At 74.5% G+C, this 17,717-nt stretch carries 17 protein-coding genes; 10 read left to right on the top strand and 7 right to left on the bottom strand.

The genetic code is table 11. The annotated features are described in order from the left end of the window. The first annotated feature begins 3 nt into the window (after nucleotides 1-3). The 3 genes from IF83_RS0125460 (at nucleotide 4) to IF83_RS0125450 (ending at nucleotide 3,669) form a co-directional block, all read left to right on the top strand. Nucleotides 4-1,539, top strand: a complete 1,536-nt coding sequence (locus IF83_RS0125460) for an aldehyde dehydrogenase family protein (RefSeq protein ID WP_078843861.1) — start codon at nucleotides 4-6, stop codon at nucleotides 1,537-1,539. After that, nucleotides 1,532-2,473: an aldehyde dehydrogenase family protein gene (locus IF83_RS0125455; RefSeq protein WP_078843860.1), complete on the top strand. Its 942-nt coding sequence runs from the start codon at nucleotides 1,532-1,534 to the stop codon at nucleotides 2,471-2,473. Before IF83_RS0125460 ends, IF83_RS0125455 begins: the two co-directional genes overlap by 8 nt. Before the next feature lie 473 nt (nucleotides 2,474-2,946). Beyond that, on the top strand, nucleotides 2,947-3,669 hold the full coding sequence (locus tag IF83_RS0125450) for a hypothetical protein (protein ID WP_051723381.1): 723 nt from the start codon (nucleotides 2,947-2,949) through the stop codon (nucleotides 3,667-3,669). A 384-nt stretch (nucleotides 3,670-4,053) separates the two neighbouring features. On the opposite strand, the gene IF83_RS0125445 is transcribed toward IF83_RS0125450, so the two are convergent. Further along, on the bottom strand, nucleotides 4,054-4,836 hold the full coding sequence (locus IF83_RS0125445) for a SigE family RNA polymerase sigma factor (RefSeq protein ID WP_030548015.1): 783 nt from the start codon (nucleotides 4,834-4,836) through the stop codon (nucleotides 4,054-4,056). Nucleotides 4,837-5,066: 230 nt separating this feature from the next. Between IF83_RS0125445 and afsQ1 the strand changes: the two genes are divergently transcribed. The 5 genes from afsQ1 (at nucleotide 5,067) to IF83_RS0125420 (ending at nucleotide 9,086) form a co-directional block, all read left to right on the top strand. After that, on the top strand, nucleotides 5,067-5,744 hold the full coding sequence (afsQ1, locus tag IF83_RS0125440) for a two-component system response regulator AfsQ1 (RefSeq protein ID WP_208605941.1): 678 nt from the start codon (nucleotides 5,067-5,069) through the stop codon (nucleotides 5,742-5,744). Next, a complete protein-coding gene (locus tag IF83_RS0125435) occupies nucleotides 5,741-7,312 on the top strand; it encodes a sensor histidine kinase (RefSeq protein WP_051723379.1) in 1,572 nt (523 codons plus the stop codon). Before afsQ1 ends, IF83_RS0125435 begins: the two co-directional genes overlap by 4 nt. Continuing rightward, entirely contained in the window at nucleotides 7,309-7,956 is a 648-nt protein-coding gene (locus IF83_RS0125430; RefSeq protein ID WP_244177204.1) for a hypothetical protein, read from the top strand. Before IF83_RS0125435 ends, IF83_RS0125430 begins: the two co-directional genes overlap by 4 nt. A gap of 264 nt (nucleotides 7,957-8,220) precedes the next feature. Continuing rightward, nucleotides 8,221-8,886, top strand: coding sequence for a VanZ family protein (locus IF83_RS0125425; protein WP_051723398.1), 666 nt, complete (start codon nucleotides 8,221-8,223; stop codon nucleotides 8,884-8,886). After that, the gene (locus IF83_RS0125420; RefSeq protein ID WP_030548010.1) at nucleotides 8,883-9,086 is read left to right on the top strand and encodes a PspC domain-containing protein; all 204 of its coding nucleotides are present in this window, start codon (nucleotides 8,883-8,885) and stop codon (nucleotides 9,084-9,086) included. Before IF83_RS0125425 ends, IF83_RS0125420 begins: the two co-directional genes overlap by 4 nt. A 215-nt stretch (nucleotides 9,087-9,301) precedes the next feature. Here the strand turns inward: IF83_RS0125420 and IF83_RS33870 are convergent, their stop codons facing one another. Further along, on the bottom strand, nucleotides 9,302-10,102 hold the full coding sequence (locus IF83_RS33870) for a hypothetical protein (RefSeq protein ID WP_030548009.1): 801 nt from the start codon (nucleotides 10,100-10,102) through the stop codon (nucleotides 9,302-9,304). Nucleotides 10,103-10,407: 305 nt separating this feature from the next. Continuing rightward, a complete protein-coding gene (locus IF83_RS0125410; protein WP_030548008.1) occupies nucleotides 10,408-11,559 on the bottom strand; it encodes an adenosine deaminase in 1,152 nt (383 codons plus the stop codon). Nucleotides 11,560-11,714: 155 nt separating this feature from the next. Between IF83_RS0125410 and IF83_RS0125405 the strand changes: the two genes are divergently transcribed. Continuing rightward, entirely contained in the window at nucleotides 11,715-12,503 is a 789-nt protein-coding gene (locus tag IF83_RS0125405; RefSeq protein WP_030548007.1) for a prolyl oligopeptidase family serine peptidase, read from the top strand. Nucleotides 12,504-12,591: 88 nt separating this feature from the next. Here IF83_RS0125405 and IF83_RS0125400 read toward each other — a convergent pair whose 3' ends face one another. Continuing rightward, nucleotides 12,592-13,557 (bottom strand): LysR family transcriptional regulator, encoded by a 966-nt coding sequence (locus tag IF83_RS0125400; protein ID WP_078843859.1) that lies wholly within the window; start codon nucleotides 13,555-13,557, stop codon nucleotides 12,592-12,594. A 120-nt stretch (nucleotides 13,558-13,677) separates the two neighbouring features. Between IF83_RS0125400 and IF83_RS0125395 the strand changes: the two genes are divergently transcribed. Further along, nucleotides 13,678-15,081: an MFS transporter gene (locus IF83_RS0125395; protein ID WP_030548005.1), complete on the top strand. Its 1,404-nt coding sequence runs from the start codon at nucleotides 13,678-13,680 to the stop codon at nucleotides 15,079-15,081. Nucleotides 15,082-15,165: 84 nt separating this feature from the next. On the opposite strand, the gene IF83_RS0125390 is transcribed toward IF83_RS0125395, so the two are convergent. From IF83_RS0125390 to IF83_RS0125380, 3 genes are all read right to left on the bottom strand, one after another. Further along, nucleotides 15,166-15,756: a Uma2 family endonuclease gene (locus IF83_RS0125390; RefSeq protein ID WP_030548004.1), complete on the bottom strand. Its 591-nt coding sequence runs from the start codon at nucleotides 15,754-15,756 to the stop codon at nucleotides 15,166-15,168. 179 nt (nucleotides 15,757-15,935) lie between these two features. Continuing rightward, nucleotides 15,936-17,222, bottom strand: a complete 1,287-nt coding sequence (locus IF83_RS0125385; protein WP_030548003.1) for a thymidine phosphorylase — start codon at nucleotides 17,220-17,222, stop codon at nucleotides 15,936-15,938. Between the two features lie 8 nt (nucleotides 17,223-17,230). Next, nucleotides 17,231-17,668: a cytidine deaminase gene (locus IF83_RS0125380; RefSeq protein ID WP_078843866.1), complete on the bottom strand. Its 438-nt coding sequence runs from the start codon at nucleotides 17,666-17,668 to the stop codon at nucleotides 17,231-17,233. Nucleotides 17,669-17,717 lie beyond the last annotated feature (49 nt).

Raw genomic sequence — 17,717 nt, 5'->3', positions numbered from 1 at the left:
CCCATGACGGATCCCACGACCCCGAACCGGGGCACCCCCCAGGACACCCCCCAGAGGACCGAGGACACCCAGCCCGTGGACAAGCAGGCGGCGCGGCAGGCGCCCCGGGGCGCGTTCGCCTACGCGCCGGCGCCCGAGTCGCGCTCGGTCGTCACCATCGCGCCGGCCTACGGCCACTTCATCGACGGCGAGTTCCGCGAGGCGGCCGGCGGCAAGGTCTTCACGACCGTCTCCCCCTCCTCCGAGGAGGTGCTCTCCGAGGTCGCCCTGGGCGGCCCGGAGGACGTCGACGCGGCCGTGGCGGCCGCCCGCCGGGCCTTCGGCCCCTGGTCGGCGCTGCCCGGCGCGGAGCGGGCCAAGTACCTGTTCCGCATCGCCCGGATCATCCAGGAGCGCTCACGCGAACTGGCCGTGCTGGAGTCGCTCGACAACGGCAAGCCGATCCGCGAGTCGCGCGACACCGACCTCCCGCTGGCCGCCGCGCACTTCTTCTACTACGCGGGCTGGGCCGACAAGCTGGCGTACGCCGGCTACGGCGCCGCCCCGAAGCCGCTGGGCGTGGCCGGGCAGGTCATCCCGTGGAACTTCCCGCTGCTGATGCTGGCGTGGAAGATCGCCCCGGCGCTGGCCACCGGCAACACGGTCGTCCTGAAGCCCGCCGAGACCACCCCGCTGTCCGCGCTGTTCTTCGCGGACATCTGCCGGCAGGCCGGTCTGCCGCGCGGTGTCGTCAACATCGTGACGGGCGACGGCACGGCCGGTGCCGCGCTGGTGGGTCACGAGGGCGTCGACAAGGTGGCCTTCACGGGCTCCACCGAGGTCGGCAAGGCCATCGCGCGCACGGTCGCCGGGACGAGGAAGAAGCTCACCCTGGAGCTGGGCGGCAAGGCCGCCAACATCGTCTACGACGACGCGCCCGTCGACCAGGCCGTCGAGGGCATCGTGAACGGCATCTTCTTCAACCAGGGCCATGTCTGCTGCGCGGGCTCGCGGCTGCTGGTGCAGGAGTCGGTGGCGGAGGAGGTGCTGGACGCCCTCAAGCGGCGGATGGCGACCCTCCGGGTCGGCGACCCGCTCGACAAGAACACCGACATCGGCGCCATCAACTCCCCCGAGCAGCTGGCCCGGATCCGGGCCCTGGCCGACGCGGGCGAGCGGGAGGGCGCCGAGCGCTGGTCCCCGTCCTGCGAACTCCCGTCCTCCGGCTACTGGTTCGCGCCGACCCTGTTCACCGGAGTCACCCAGGCGCACCGCATCGCCCGCGAGGAGATCTTCGGCCCGGTGCTGTCGGTGCTGACCTTCCGCACCCCGGCGGAGGCCGTGGAGAAGGCCAACAACACCCCGTACGGGCTCTCCGCCGGCATCTGGACGGAGAAGGGCTCCCGCATCCTGTGGACGGCCGAGAAGCTCCGCGCGGGCGTCGTCTGGGCCAACACGTTCAACAAGTTCGACCCCACCTCGCCGTTCGGCGGCTACAAGGAGTCCGGCTACGGCCGCGAGGGCGGACGTCACGGCCTGGAGGCGTACCTCGATGTCTGATGCGACCGATGCGAAGGGTGCGAAGGGCGCGACCGGTGTGTCCGGGAACGCCGGCGGGGGCGCCGCGGAGCGCGCCGCGCGGCTGAACGTGCTCAAGACCTACAAGCTGTTCGTCGGGGGGAAGTTCCCCCGCTCCGAGAGCGGACGGGTGTACGAGGTGGCCGACAGCAAGGGCAACTGGCTGGCGAACGCGCCCCTGTCCTCCCGCAAGGACGCGCGGGACGCGGTCGTCGCGGCCCGCAAGGCCTTCCCCGGCTGGTCCGGCGCCACGGCCTACAACCGGGGCCAGATCCTCTACCGGATCGCCGAGATGCTGGAGGGCCGGCGCGAGCAGTTCACCGCCGAAGTGGCCGCCGCGGAAGGGCTGTCGAAGGCGAAGGCGGCGGCCCGGGTGGACGCGGCGGTCGACCGCTGGGTCTGGTACGCGGGCTGGTCCGACAAGGTCGCCCAGATCGCCGGCGCGGCCAACCCGGTCGCGGGCCCGTACTTCAACCTCTCCACGCCGGGTCCGACCGGGGTCGTGGCGGTGCTGGCCCCGCAGGACTCCTCCTTCCTCGGGCTGGTGTCGGTGCTCGCCCCGGTGATCGTCACCGGCAACACGGCCGTGGTCGTGGCGTCCGGGAGCGCTCCGCTCCCGGCGCTCTCCCTGGGCGAGGTGCTGGCCACCTCCGATCTGCCGGGCGGGGTCGTCAACCTCCTCTCCGGCCGCACCGCGGAGATCGCCGCACCGCTCGCCGCCCACCAGGATGTCAACGCGATCGACCTGGCCGGGGCGGACGCCGCCCTGGCGAAGGAGCTGGAGACGGCCGCGGCCGACAACCTCAAGCGGGTGCTCCGCCCGTCGGCCGGTACGGACTGGGCGGCCGACCCGGGCACGGAGCGGCTGCTGGCCTTCCTGGAGACGAAGACGGTCTGGCACCCGATGGGCGTCTGACCCGGACGGGGTCCCACGCCCGTCCGGCGTGCCCCCTGTGCTCGCGTGCACCCGTGCCCGCGTGCCCACCGCGGGCAGGCAGGCTCAACAGGCCCCGGCGGAACCGCTTTTCCGGTTCCGCCGGGGCCTGTCGCGCGAGGCCGTTGGCCTTGCGATGCCGTCATCCCGCACGAGGCCGTCCTGCCGTCGTGCCGTCCTGTTGCCGTGCAGCCGTGCAGCCGTGCAGCCGTGCAGCCGTGCAGCCGGACCGTGCCACCCTGCCGCCGTGCCGTCCTGCTGCCCGGCCATCGCCCCGCACCAGGACCTCACCCCCCGCACCATGCCGCCGTCCCGTGCGTCGCCCTCCGTGCCCCACTGGGCACACCCCCGCCGCGGTTCCGGTTCCGGGCACGCCGGGTGATCCCGGCGCGACGGAAAGTCCGGGCCCCGTCCCCCTGCCGCGTACGCCGTGCCATGCGGGAGAATGGCGTTCCGTGAACCGTCAACCGCACCCGCTCGCCCGAGTCGTCCTCCTGACGGGGCCCTCCGGTTCCGGCAAATCGTCCCTCGCCGCCCGCACCGGCCTGCCCGTCCTGCGCCTCGACGACTTCTACCGCGAGACCGGCGACCCGGCCCTGCCCCAACTCCCCGACGGCGGCGGCACGGACTGGGACTCACCGCTCTCCTGGGACGCGGACGCGGCGGTGGCCGCGGTGACCGCGCTGTGCCGCACGGGCCGGGCGGTCGTCCCGGTGTACGACATCGCGACGAGTTCGCGTACCGGCGAGGAGACGCTCGGCATCGGTGACGCGCCCCTGTTCGTCGCGGAGGGCATCTTCGCCGCCGACATCATCGAACGCTGCCGCGCGCAAGGGATGCTGGCGGACGCCCTGTGCCTGCGCGGCCGGCCGTCCACCACCTTCCGGCGGCGGCTGCTCCGCGACCTGCGGGAGGGGCGCAAGTCCGTTCCCGTCCTGCTGCGGCGCGGCTGGCGGCTGATGCGTGCCGAACGCGGCATCGTGGACCGCCAGTCGGCGCTCGGCGCCCACCCCTGCGGCCGGGACGAGGCGCTCGCCCGGATCACGGCGGCCGCGGCGCACCGCGTCCCGGCGGCCGTGCGGGCCGCCTCCCCGGCAACCGCCGCCGGAACCCCCGCCATCCCGGCCCAGCGCCCGGCACCGGCCCGTTCCACGGCCACGGCGGGCCCCGGGGCGTAACGGCGTTCACCGGAAGCGCTCGGTCACGGCGGTGCCGGGAGTCGGACGAACCGGCGGGCATCAGGCCGGGCGCGCCACGGAACAGCCCGGCCGCCGCGGGCGCTCGGCCGCGCGGGCACGGCGCCGCGCGGACACGCGGACACGCGGCCGGCCCGGCGCCCCCAACACCCGGCTCCCGCACCCCCGGACACGGCGAAGCGGGACCGAACAGACCCCCCGGCCGCTCGGTCCCGCCTCTGCCACCGCTCCCCGAAGCGGTGACCCCCGTTGCCCTGCCCGTCCCCCGATGGGCAGGCCCCCGTTGCTCCCCCGTGCTGTTCCCCCGTGGGCCCCCGTGACCCCGTTCCCCCGTGTCCCGTCGGCGGCCCCCGCCGCCGGTGGGTCTCAGGCGACCAGCTCGCCGAAGGACTCCTCCTGGTCCCGGCCGAAGCTGAGCGCCTCGTCCTCGCGCAGCCGGCGCAGCGAGCGCCAGATGCTGCTCTTGACCGTGCCGACGCTGATGCCGAGGATGTCGGCGATCTCCGGGTCGGTGCGGCCCTCGTAGTAGCGCAGTACCAGCATGGTGCGCTGGAGTTCGGGCAGCCGGGCCAGCGCCTGCCACAGCACGGCGCGCAGTTCGGTGCCGCGCATCGCGTCGTGGTCGCCGGCCGTCTCCGGCAGTTCCTCGGTCGGGTACTCGTTGAGCTTGCGCCGGCGCCAGGCGCTGATGTGCAGATTCGTCATGGTGCGCCGCAGATACCCGCCGACGGCGGCCTTGTCGCTGATCCGCTCCCAGGCCCGGTAGGTGGAGAACAGCGCGCTCTGCAGCAGGTCCTCCGCCTCGTACCGGTCACCGGTCAGGTGGTAGGCCGTCGCGTACAGGGAGGCGCGGCGTTCCCGGACGTAGGCGGTGAACTCCGCCTCCGGCAGGCCGTGCCGCTCCCCCGTCTCCCCGTACGCGCCGGTCCCCCGCGGGGAGCCGCCCCCGCCGGCCCCCGTGACCGTGCCGGTCACCGGCGTGTGCTTCTGCTGCCGGATCTGCCGCCCGGTGCCGCGAGCGCACCCCCGCCCGCTCACGGCACCGGACTTCTCTCCCCCGGACTCCACCCGGTCGCGTCCGAAGGCCCGGCCGGCGGCATGCAGGCGCGTGACAACTGCGCTGGTGGATCCGGTGTGCAGTGTGTTCATCCCGCGCCCCCCGTCTTCGGAGCCTGCTGACGTCCGTTGGCTGTCCGGGCCGTTCTCCCCGCCCGGTGCACACCAGACTGGCCGCCCAGTTTCATCGCCCTGTCCGCCGCCTGTCACAGCCGTGTCACAGGGGCCTTTGGGGCAGTAACCCCGGCCCGGACGGGGTCCGGACCGGGCCCGGACCCTTTGACCCTCGAACTATCGGCCCTCCGTGGGACAGAATGACCAACGTGCCTTTCCTGTTGCTGATCGAGGACGATGACGCCATCCGTACGGCCCTCGAACTCTCCCTGTCGCGCCAGGGCCACCGTGTGGTGGCCGCGGCGACGGGCGAGGACGGCCTGAAACTGCTGCGCGAGCAGCGGCCGGATCTGATTGTGCTGGACGTGATGCTGCCGGGGATCGACGGCTTCGAGGTGTGCCGCCGGATCCGCCGCACCGACCAGCTCCCGATCATCCTGCTCACCGCGCGCAGCGATGACATCGACGTGGTGGTGGGCCTGGAGTCCGGGGCGGACGACTACGTCGTCAAACCCATCCAGCCGCGGGTCCTCGACGCCCGGATCCGCGCCGTGCTGCGGCGCGGGGAGCGGGAGAACAACGACGCGGCGACATTCGGCAGCCTCGTCATCGACCGCTCGGCGATGACGGTCACCAAGAACGGCGAGGACCTGCAGCTCACCCCGACCGAGCTGAGGCTGCTGCTGGAGCTGAGCCGCCGGCCCGGCCAGGCGCTGTCCCGCCAGCAGTTGCTGCGGCTGGTGTGGGAGCACGACTACCTGGGCGACTCGCGCCTGGTGGACGCCTGTGTGCAGCGGCTGCGCGCCAAGGTCGAGGACGTGCCGTCCTCCCCGACCCTGATCCGCACCGTGCGGGGCGTGGGCTACCGGCTGGACACCCCGCAGTGACCCAGCCCTCCGGCCGCGTGCGCGGCTGGGCTTCCGGCCTGCTCCGGCTGACCAGCCTGCGGCTGCGGCTCGTGGTCGTCTTCGCGCTCGTCGCGCTCACCGCCGCCGTGTCCGCCTCCGGCATCGCGTACTGGCTGAACCGGGACGCCGTGCTCACCCGCACCCAGAACGCCGCCCTCAACGACTTCCGCCAGTCGCTCGCCGACAACACCGGCTCGCTGCCCCTGCGCCCGCGGTGCGACCAACTGCGGCACGCGGCGGAGCGCATGGCCGACAGCACCCAGCGCTACGAGGTGGTCCTCGTCGACCGGGACCGGGACGACAGGTCCTGCGCCGCGGTGTCCCGGGCCGGCGGTTTCACGCTGCGGACGGTGCCCGACACGCTGCGGACGGCGGTCAACGAGGAGCGCCCGGCCGACGTGGGCGACGGGCTGCCGTACCACCTGTACTGGCAGCGGATCACCCTCGACGGCGACCCCTATCTGGTCGGCGGGGCGAAGGTGATCGGCGGCGGGCCCACCGGCTACATGCTGAAGTCGCTCTCCACCGAGCGCGAGGACCTCAACTCCCTTGCCTGGTCGCTGGGCATCGCCACGGCGCTGGCGCTGATCGGCTCGGCGCTGCTCGCCCAGGCCGCGGCCGGCACCGTGCTGCGGCCCGTGCAGCGGCTCGGGGAGGCGGCCCGCCGGCTCGGCGAGGGCAAGCTCGACACCCGGCTGCAGGTCTCCGGGACGGACGAACTGGCCGAACTCTCCCGGACGTTCAACGGGGCCGCCGCCTCCCTGGAGAAGCGGGTCGCGGAGCTGAGCGCGCGGGAGGCCGCGAGCCGCCGCTTCGTCGCCGACATGTCGCACGAACTGCGCACCCCGCTGACCGCCATCACCGCCGTCACGGAGGTGCTGGAGGACGAGACCGACAACCTCGACCCGATGATCGCCCCCGCGGTGCGGCTGGTGGTGGACGAGACCCGGCGCCTCGGCGACCTCGTGGAGAACCTCATGGAGGTCACCCGGTTCGACGCCGGCACGGCCCGGCTGGTGCTCGACGACGTGGACGTCGCCGACATGGTCACCGCCTGCATCGACGCCCGCGCCTGGCTCGACGCGGTCGAACTCGACGCCGAGCGCGGCATCGTGACCCGCCTCGACCCGCGCCGGCTCGACGTCATCCTGGCCAACCTCATCGGCAACGCGCTCAAGCACGGCGGGTCGCCGGTGCGGGTCACGGTCCGGCCCGAGGACTCCTGGCTGACCGTGGAGGTGCGCGACCACGGGCCGGGCATCCCCGAGGACGTCCTGCCGCACGTCTTCGACCGCTTCTACAAGGCGAGCGCGTCCCGGCCGCGTTCGGAGGGCAGCGGCCTGGGCCTCTCCATCGCCCTGGAGAACGCCCACATCCACGGCGGCGACATCGCCGTCGCCAACCACCCCGACGGCGGCGCCGTGTTCCGGCTGCGCCTGCCGATGGACGCCGAGGCCGCCGGCCCCGGAACGGACGAGCACGGGCCCGGACACGAACACGGCCACGGCCACGGCCACGGCCACGGCCACGGACAGGACACCGCGTGATACCCGCCACCCCGACACCGGCCCCCGCGGCCGGTTCCCGCCGCCTGCGCGGCCCGCTGTCCGCCGCCCTGGCGGTCCTCGTCCTCGCGGGCGGCACGGGCTGCGGCATCCGCGGCACCTCCGTGCCGGTGGACGCGGGCCCGGCGCCCTCCCGGGCGTCATGCCGCGTCCCGGACGGCCCCGCCCCCGTGCCGGACTCGGGCAAGGAGGCCCAGACCGACGTCCACCTCGTGTGCGGGGCCCAGATCATGCCGGTGAAGCGGGTCGTGCCGCGCACGGAGGGGCGGACGGAGGAGGACCGGCTGCGTCTGGCCCGGGCCCTCCTCACGGAGCTCCAGACCCCGCCCTCCCGGGCCGAGGACGACGGCGGCTTCTCCAGCGAGGTGCCCGACGGCCTGGAGGTCGGGGCACCGCGGGACGGGGACCCCGGCAGCGCGCTCCGGCTGAGCCGCATCCCGGACGAGCTCCCGGCGTACGCGCTGGCCCAGCTCGTCTGCACCTTCGCGGGCACCGCCGCCGTCGCGGGTGACGAGTCCGTCGTCCTCGGCGGGCCGGGCGACGATCCGCTGAAGCGCTTCCCGTGCACGGAGGAACTGCGCGCCCGCCCGGAGGCCGCGCAGACGACGGGGGTACCGGTGACCTGAGCCCGTGCGCGGGCAGGGACGCGCGGCCGGCGGAGCACCGGGCCGCCACGGCGGACGGTGCGCCGGGACGGTGGGTGACGGAGACGTCAGCCGACCGGGACGGGCACCCGGCCGGGACGGCACGTGACCGGGACAGCGCAGACGGAGCGGTGCGTGACGGAGCCGGCGTGACGGAGCGGTGTGACGGAGCGGTGTGACCGGGGCAACGAACACCCCGGTGCGGGCGCCGGAACCGCGCGGACCCGCCGCCGCGTCCTCCCCCGCGTGCAGCGTCATGGTTGCGGCGCCCGTGCCGCCTTCCGCTTCCGCGCGACGGGACTCGTCCTCCTGCTCGCCCACCTGCTGTACGTGGCATGGACCGCGCTGCGCCCGCCGTCGCTGCCCTGGGTGACAGCCGCCCATCTGCAGCCGCTGGCGACGGTCCGCGCCGAACTGGCGCTCGGCTTCTGGCCCGCCGTGCAGCATCTCGGCGGGGCGCTGCTGCTGCTGGCACCGCTCGGCGTCCTGCTGCCCTGGGCAGCCGGGCGGCTGGAGGCGCCGCTGCTGGCATCGCTCACCCGCACCGTCTTCTCCGGCGTCATGGTGTCGCTCGGCCTCGCGCTGCTCCAGACCAATCTGTCGGGACGGACGCTCGACGTGGACTCCCTCGTGCTGCACGTGCTGGGCATCGCCCTGGCCCATCTGGCCCTGGTGCCGACGCTCCGGGGATGGCTGCGGCGGCTGTGCGAGCGGGCCCGCCGGGCGTCACCGTCCGTACCCGCCGCCCCGGGCGGCCCCGGCGGTGTCCCGGGGGAGGAGACGTCTCAGGGGGCGTCCCTGAGGATTCCCGGGGTCGGTGCGGTCCCCTGGGCGGATGTTTCGTCCCCTTCCTGGGCATACGGTCGAGATATCGCACGACGTCCTCGACACCTCACGAAGGAGTCCCCATGAGCGCCCTGGTCCGCCCCACCGACAACCGCATGATCGCCGGGGTGTGCGCCGCGCTGGCACGGCGCTTCGGCACCACCCCGACCACGATGCGGGTGATCTTCCTGGCCTCGTGCCTGCTGCCCGGTCCGCAGTTCCTGCTCTACCTGGCGCTGTGGGTGTTCCTGCCGTCCGAGAAGAGCCACGGCCGGCAGGCCTGGTGAGTCTCCCGACGGACCGGCGTCACGGCGGCGAGCTCCCGGGGACCCGGCCCCGGGCAGGGGGACCGAGACCGAGGCCGGACACCCGGCCGGGACACACGAGAGGAGGGGGCGCGCACCCCTGAAGCGGGTGCGCGCCCCCTCCTCGCCGTTTCCGCGGCGGTTCCGCGGCTCGGCCGTCCGGCTGCCGCCCGGTTCCGGGCGGGCGGGACGGGGGGTCAGCCGAGCGGCAGACCTCCGAGCAGCCGGTCCAGCATGCCGCCCGTCTCCTGGGCCCGGCCGTCCTGCGCGGGCAGGGTGCGGGGCGAGCCGGCCTGCCCCTGAGCGGGACGGTCCGGCGCGGCCTGACCCCGCGCGGGAGCCATGGGCGCGGCCTCGCCGCGGTCCTGACGCTCCGGCGCGGCCTGACCCTGCTCGGGAGCCATCGGCATGGCGTCGTCCTGAGCCTGGCGCTGCGGCGCGGCCTGGCTCTGCGGCGCGGCCTGGCTCTGCGGCGCGGCCTGGCTCTGCGGCGCGGCCTGACCCATCGCGGGAGCCATGGCCGCGTTCATGCCCGGGGCGGCCTCACGGTCCTGAGCGATCCCGGCCTGCTCGTTCCGGCCGGGGAGGCGCGACGCGGTGTCGGGGCTCTGGTCGACAGCCTGGCGGCCGTGCGAGTGGTGCCCGCCCTTGTGGTGGCCGCCCTGGTGCCCGTGGTGGTGGTCGCCCTTGTGGTGACCGCCGTGGTGGTGCCCGCCCTTGTGGTGGTCGCACTGGCCGTGGTGGTGCTTGCCCTTGTGGTGCCCCTTGTGCCCGTGGTGGTGCTTGCCCTTGTGGTGCTCACCCTTGCCGTGGTGGCATCCACCGCACTTGTGGCCGTTGTGCTCACCGCTCTGGCCGCGATCGGTCTGCTGCGGGGCCTGGTGGGTGGCGGGGGCCATGGAACCGACCGGCGCGGCCACGGCGGCGGCGGCACCGGCGACGGCGAAGCCGACACCGAGCACGGCGGCCCGGAAGATCCGGGAGGTTACCTGCTTCATCGCGTACATCCTCTGCTGGGGGGAGGTGGTGCGATTCGACGGACGAGCGGAAGCCTGCGCATACGCTCCGCCACCGAACGCATGCGCAACGTAGTCACCTGCGGAGATGGCCGCAATCAACGGCCGGGCGCGTCGCCCCGGCGGCCTCCGCATGTCCTCCGCCCGGCGGGGCGGACGGCCCCGGACGCCCGGCGGGGCGGGCCGCCGCGTCCTCCCGCCCCGGTCGCCGTCCCGGCCCGGCGCCCCAGCGGTCCGGCCCCAGCGCCCCGCAGACCCGGCGCCCCGCCGGCCGGCCCCGTTCACCGTCAGCCCTGCGCGCCACCACCCGTCTCACGGAAGAGCCACTCGGACTTCAGCTCGGCATAGCCGGGCTTGATCACGTCGTTGATCATGGCGAGACGTTCGTCGAACGGGATGAAGGCGGACTTCATGGCGTTCACCGTGAACCACTGCATGTCATCGAGGGTGTAGCCGAAGGCCTCGACCAGCCGCTCGAACTCGGTGCTCATGCTCGTCCCGCTCATGAGCCGGTTGTCGGTGTTGACCGTGGCGCGGAAACACAGGTCGCGCAGCACACCGATGGGGTGTTCGCGGTACGACTCCGCGGCGCCCGTCTGGAGGTTGGAGGTCGGGCACAGCTCCAGCGGGACGCGCTTGTCGCGGACGTAGGAGGCGAGCCGCCCGAGCTTCACCGTGCCGTCCGCGGCGACCTGGATGTCGTCGATGATGCGGACGCCGTGGCCGAGCCGGTCGGCTCCGCACCACTGGAGCGCCTGCCAGATGGACGGCAGGCCGAACGCCTCACCCGCGTGGATGGTGAAGTGGTTGTTCTCGCGCTTGAGGTACTCGAAGGCGTCGAGGTGGCGGGTGGGCGGGAAGCCCGCCTCGGCGCCCGCGATGTCGAACCCGACGACGCCCAGGTCGCGGTAGCGGTTGGCGAGTTCGGCGATCTCCAGGGAGCGGGCGGCGTGCCGCATGGCGGTCAGCAGGGCGCCGACGCGGATGCGGTGCCCGTTCTCCCGGGCCCGGCGCTCGCCCTCGCGGAAGCCCTCGTTGACGGCCTCCACGACCTCCTCCAGGGCGAGCCCGCCGGTGAGGTGCTGCTCCGGCGCGTAGCGGACCTCGGCGTAGACGACGCCGTCGGCGGCGAGGTCCTCGGCGCACTCCGCGGCCACCCGGAAGAGCGCCTCGCGGGTCTGCATGACGGCGCAGGTGTGGGCGAAGGTCTCCAGGTACCGCTCCAGGGAGCCGGAGTCCGCGGCCTCGCGGAACCAGCGGCCGAGCGCGGCGGGGTCGGTCTCCGGCAGGCCGTCGTAGCCCTGTTCGGCGGCGAGCTCGACGACGGTCGCGGGGCGGAGGCCGCCGTCGAGGTGGTCGTGGAGCAGGGCCTTCGGGGCGCGGCGGATCTGGTCCGCGTCGGGGGTCCTGCCTCGGGTCTGGTGCGTCGTCTCCGTCATCTCCGTACTTTAACTCCTACGCGCGTAGAACGCGTAGACCTCCCGGCCGTCCCGGCGTGACCGGCGGGGACGCGGCCGGTGACCGCGGTGATGGATGCACAACGGTGACCTTTCCGTGCGGTGGAGTACACCCGGACGTCTGCCAAGGTTCTGTCATGGCTCAGCAAGCAGTGCCGGCGCGGGGTGCCCGGTTGGGACGGGCGGTGGGGACGACCGGGCGGAGAACGGCGGTGAGCGGGGCCGTACTGGTGCTCGCGGACGGTCCACCGGAGGGCACGGGGCGGCCGTCCCCCGTGACGGCCTCGGCGGTGCTGCCGCTCGCCCGCCACCTCGCCCGCGCCGGGCACGACGACGGGCTCGTGGTCCACGCCGTCCACTACCGCCGCCGGGGCTGGAACGGTTCCGCGGCCCACCCGGTGGAGGACACCGCCTGGGCCGTCGACGAGGTTGTCCGGCGCTACGGCGACATACCCGTCTGCCTCGCCGGGACGGGCATGGGGGCCCGGGCCGCGCTGCTCGCCGCGGGCCGGCCGGCGGTCAACTGCGTGCTGGCGCTGGCCCCGTGGCTGCCGGCGGAGGGCAAGAACGCGCCCGACCCCGACCCCGTGAAGCAGCTGGCGGGGCGCCGGGTGCTGCTGGTGCACGGGACGAACGACGAGCGGGCCGACCCCGAGCAGTCCTACCGCTACGCGCAGCGCGTCAAGAAGGCCAACCGCGACATCTGCCGCTTCGAGGTCCACTCGGACGGGCACGGGCTGCGGCAGCACCGTGCCGAAGTCCGGGCTCTGGCAGCGGACTTCACCCTCGGCTCGCTCTTCGAGCGCGGGTTCTCCCGGCCGGTGGAGGACGCGCTGGCGGCCCCGCCGCCGCTGGGGCTGCGGATGCCCCTCGCGGTGGGCTTCCGGGCGGCCGGGACCGGGGCGGGGCGGCTCCGGCGGGGGTGAGGCCGTGCCGCCGGGCCCCCGCCGCGCCGCGCGGCGCGGCCTTCCGGGCCGGGCGGCATTCCGGGCGGGCCTCCACGGCCGGGCCCGCTCAGCGGGGCAGCAGACGGCCGCGGCGGGAGAGGAGAAAGCGCTTGAAGGCCGCCACCGGGGGCGTGTCCGGGTGGCCGTCCAGCCAGGCCACGCCGATCTCCCGGACCGCGCGCGGCGCCGTGACCGTCAGCTCCGCCACCCCCGGCCTCGGTACCGCCGGTGGCGGCAGCAGCGCCACGCCCAGGCCCGCGGCCACCAGCCCCCTCAGGGTCTCGGCCTCCTCCCCCTCGAACGCCACCCGCGGCTTGAAGCCCGCCTCCGCGCACAGCGCGTCGGTGATGAGGCGCAGCCCGTACCCCGGTTCGAGCGTGACGAAGACCTCCTCGGCCGCCTCCGCGAGCCGCACCCGCTTGCGGCGGGCCAGCCGGTGGCCCTCCGGGACGACCAGCCGCAGCCGCTGCTCGTCCAGCCGCCGGGCCACCAGGTCCGGGGCGTCCGGCACGGGTGCGGTGAGGCAGAGGTCGAGTTCGCCCGCGCGGAGCCGTTCGAGCATCGCCTCCCCGTAGTTCTGCACGAGCTGGAAGCGGACCCGGGGATGGTCGGCGCGGAAGGCCCGGATGAGGCCCGGCACGGTCTCCGGCCCGAGGGTGTGGAGGAAGCCGAAGGCGACCTTGCCCGCGGCCGGATCGGCGTCGGCCCGTACCGACTCGGCGGCGCGCTCCACCTCGGCGAGGGCCCGTTCCACGGAACGCAGGAAGGTGCGGCCCGCCGGGGTGAGCGACACCGTGCGGCCGTGCCGGGCGAAGAGCGCGACCCCGAGGTCCCGCTCCAGCCGGACCATGGCCCGGCTCAGGGTGGACTGCGGCACGGCGAGCTCCTCCGCCGCCCGCGTGACGTGCTCGTACCGGGCGACCCCCGCGAACTGGGCGAGGCGCGGGGCGAGCAGCGCCGGCCAGGAGCCGGCCTCCAGCCCGGCGGCGGCCGCGGCCTCGGTGGCGGGAGCGCCCCCGGCTGTCACCGGCATGTCTTTTTCGTTCCTGTTCGGTGACACGCGCGCCCCTCAACTGCCGTCATGCGGCAGAGCATCGTTTTCCCGGATTCCATGCATTGGACGCATTAAAGCGCGCGTGCCTACGGTTCCGGTATGTCTCCCGCCGATACCGGGGCGTCCGCCGTGATCCGCGCGGGCGCCGCCCACCCGACGTCCCCGTCCTCGCCGTCCTCCCCGAGCTCCTCCGTGCCCTCCCCGGGCTCCACCTCCGCGGCGCGCGTCGCGGCCGGGGTCGGCGGCCACGCCGGGGCCGCCTCCGACGCCGACGCCACCCGGCTCCGCCCCGGCGGCCCCGGTTACCGGCGGCTCAGCCTCGCCCTGTTCGCCGCCGGTCTGGCCACCTTCGCCCTGCTCTACTCCACGCAGGCGCTGCTCCCCGCCATCTCGGCCGATCTCCGGGCCACCCCCGACGCGGCGAGCTGGACCGTCTCCGGCGCCACCCTCGGGCTGGCGCTGGCGGTGCTGCCGCTGAGCGCGCTCTCCGAGCGCTTCGGGCGGCGGGCGCTGATGACCGGTTCGCTGACGGTCGCCGTACTGATCGCGCTGGCGGTCCCGTTCGCCCCGGATCTCGGCACGCTCGTGGCACTGCGCACCGTCCAGGGCGTGGCGCTCGCCGGGCTGCCCGCCTCCGCGATGGCCTTCCTGGCCGAGGAGGTCCGGGCGAAGGCGCTGGTCGGGGCGGTCGGGCTGTTCGTCGCGGGCAACAGCGTCGGCGGCATGTCCGGCCGGATCGTCACCGGCTGGGTCGCCCAGCTGTGGGGCTGGCGGGCGGCGCTCGGCGTGCTCGCCCTGCTGGCGGTGGTCTGCGCGGCCGTCTTCCGGCTGCTGGTGCCCCCGGCCCGGCACTTCACCCCGGCCGGGGCCGGCCCGCGGGCCCTGCTGCGGACCGTCGGCGGGCATCTCTCCGATCCGCTGCTGTGCCGGCTGTACGCGATCGGCGCGCTCTTCATGACCGTCTTCGGCGCGGTCTACACGGTGATCGGCTACCGGCTGGCCGACGAGCCGTTCGGGCTGCCCCAGGGGGTCGCGGGCTCGGTCTTCCTGGTCTACCTGGTGGGGACGGTGGCATCCGCCGCGGCGGGCCGGCTGGTCGCCCGGCTCGGGCGGCGCGGCGCGCTCTACGCGGCGGTGGTGACGACGGCGGCGGGGCTGCTGGTCAGCCTGGCCGACGCGATCGCGGCGGTGCTCGCCGGGCTGGTGCTCGTCACGGCGGGCTTCTTCACCGGCCACGCGGTGGCCTCGTCCTCCGTCAGCCGGTCCGCGTGCACGGGACGGGCGCAGGCCTCGGCGCTGTACCAGGCGGCGTACTACGTGGGCTCCAGCGTTGGCGGCGCGGTGGGCGCCCTGGCGTACCACGCGGCGGGCTGGCCGGGCACGGTGGCTCTCGGGCTGGTGGCCGTGGTCGCGGCGGCGGGCATCACGCTGTACGCGACCCGCAGGGCCTTGGCGGAGCGCCGCTGCCGGGCGGCACACCCGGCGGCGTACGCGCGGTCCTGACCTCATAAGGAGGTGTGCCGGGGCCTTTTCTTCTCCTTACGAGGGGAGAAAGGGCCCCGGCACAGCTCGGGCCAGTTGGCGGCCTCAGGCGACCGGGAATACGCCCGTGTCGATCACGAGATCGAAGGGCGCCGGCACATGAATGCCGTCACCGAACTTGCCCGCTTGGAGGAGCCGGTACACATCACCGACCGGCTCCCCGTAGAGGGTCACGGTCGGCCCACCCGGCGCCCAGGCGTCCACGAGCAGATACAGCGGAACGCCGGCCGAGGCATAGGCTCTCGGCTTGCTGAGCCGGTCGGTGCGTGCGTTGCTCTCCGAGGTGATCTCCACGATCAACCGGGCATGCCCGGCGGGAATCTCATAGCCGGGGGTGTCGAGCGCCTCCTTCGGGATCACCGCGAGATCCGGGATGAAGAGCCCCTTGCGGCCCGGTACGGAGACACCCTGGGTTTGGTAGATCCCCCACTCCCGGGGAATCACGGTGTACAGCAGGCGCTGGATGTCGTCAGCGATGTTGTTGTGGTCGTTGGCAGGTGGCGGTGACACGGTGATGATCCCCTCGATGATCTCCACCCTGCAGCCCTCGGGGGCGTCCGTCTCCTTCCAGAAGCGGACGAGGTCGGCCCACTCGTAGCCGTTGCCGGGCTGGTGGTCGACGGTGAGTGCGCTCACGGCGGTCTCCTCAATCGGTGCGTCACCGATCCCAGCATGCCGAAAGGGACCGGTGCGGGTCCACCGGTCCCTTTCACCCGTACGGGGCGGGGTGGGGCCCAGCCCCGTGCGGGCGGTCTCGTCGAGCCGGGGGGCGACCGCCGGCGCGTCCCGCGCGCCGGGCGTCCCGGGGCCGTCTCTCAGGCGTCCGCGGCGATGCGCTCCAGCACGATCGGCGACGGCTCGTACGGCGTGCCCGGGGGCTGCACGGCCACCGCGCCCTCCAGGGCCTCGACGGCGTAGCCGAAACGCTCCGGGGTGTCGGTGTGCAGGGTCAGCAGCGGCTGACCCGCCGTGACCTCCGCGCCCGGCTTGGCGTGGATCTCGATGCCCGCCGCGGCCTGCACCGGGTCCTCCTTGCGGGCCCGGCCCGCGCCCAGGCGCCAGGCGGCCACGCCGACCGCGTAGGCGTCCAGGGCGGTGAGCACGCCCGAGGCGGGGGCGGTCACGACATGCTGCTCGCGCGAGACCGGCAGCGGCGCGTCCGGGTCGCCGCCCTGGGCCGCGATCATGCGGCGCCAGTGGTCCATGGCGGAGCCGTCGGCCAGCGCCTTGGCGGGGTCGGCGTCCGGCAGCCCGGCCGCGTCGAGCATCTCGCGGGCCAGCGCCAGGGTCAGCTCGACCACGTCCGCGGGCCCGCCGCCCGCCAGCACCTCCACCGATTCCCGGACTTCGAGGGCGTTGCCCGCGGTGAGGCCGAGGGGCACCGACATGTCGGTGAGCAGGGCGGTGGTCCGTACGCCGTGGTCGGTGCCGAGGCCGACCATGGTGGTGGCCAGCTCGCGGGCGTCGGCCAGGTTCTTCATGAAGGCGCCGGAGCCCACCTTCACGTCCAGCACCAGGGAGCCCGTGCCCTCGGCGATCTTCTTGGACATGATCGAGGCGGCGATCAGCGGTATCGCCTCGACGGTGCCGGTGACGTCGCGCAGCGCGTACAGCTTCTTGTCGGCCGGGGCGAGCCCGTCGCCCGCCGCGCAGATGACGGCGCCGACGTCCCGCAGCACGGCCATCATCTCGGCGTTGGACAGCGACGCCCGCCAGCCGGGGACCGACTCCAGCTTGTCGAGCGTGCCGCCGGTGTGGCCGAGGCCGCGGCCGGAGAGCTGCGGCACGGCCGCGCCGCAGGCGGCGACCAGCGGCGCGAGCGGCAGCGTGATCTTGTCGCCCACGCCGCCGGTGGAGTGCTTGTCCGCGGTGGGGCGGGGCAGCGAGGAGAAGTCCATCCGCTCACCGGAGGCGATCATCGCCGCGGTCCAGCGGGCGGTCTCCGCGCGGTCCATGCCGTTGAGCAGGATCGCCATGGCGAGCGCGGACATCTGCTCGTCGGCGACCGTGCCGCGGGTGTAGGCGTCGATGACCCAGTCGATCTGGGCGTCGGTCAGCCGGCCCTTGTCGCGCTTGGTCCGGATGACGGAGACGGCGTCCATGGGTTCCATCAGTGCTGCCCTTCTGCTGTGCCGTGCTGTTCCCCGCCGGTGGCGTGCTGTTCCCCGCCCGCGCCGTGCCGTTCCCCGCCCGTGCGGCTGCCGTGACGGCCGAGGTCGTCAGCGCCGAAGGCGTCGGGCAGCACCTCGGTCATCGGACGGATGCCGGACGGCGTGTCCACAAGCAGGTCCGGGCCGCCGTGCTCCCACAGCAGCTGCCGGCAGCGGCCGCACGGCATCAGCCGTTCACCGTCCCGGCCGCAGCAGGTGAAGGCGGTGAGCCGGCCGCCGCCGCCCGCGACGAGCTCCGAGATCAGACCGCACTCGGCGCAGAGGGCCACCCCGTAGGCGGCGTTCTCCACATTGCAGCCGGTCACGGTACGGCCGTCGGCCGTGAGCGCGGCGGCACCCACGGGGAAGCCGGAGTACGGGGCGTAGGCCCGGGACATGACGTCCCGGGCCGCGCCGCGCAGGGCCTCCCAGTCGGTTTCCCGGACG

The sequence above is a fragment of the Streptomyces albus subsp. albus genome (assembly GCF_000719865.1).
Lineage (GTDB): Bacteria > Actinomycetota > Actinomycetes > Streptomycetales > Streptomycetaceae > Streptomyces > Streptomyces albus_E.
The sequence above is the reverse complement of the archived record's forward strand: the minus strand, read 5'-3'. Positions and strand labels throughout refer to the sequence as shown.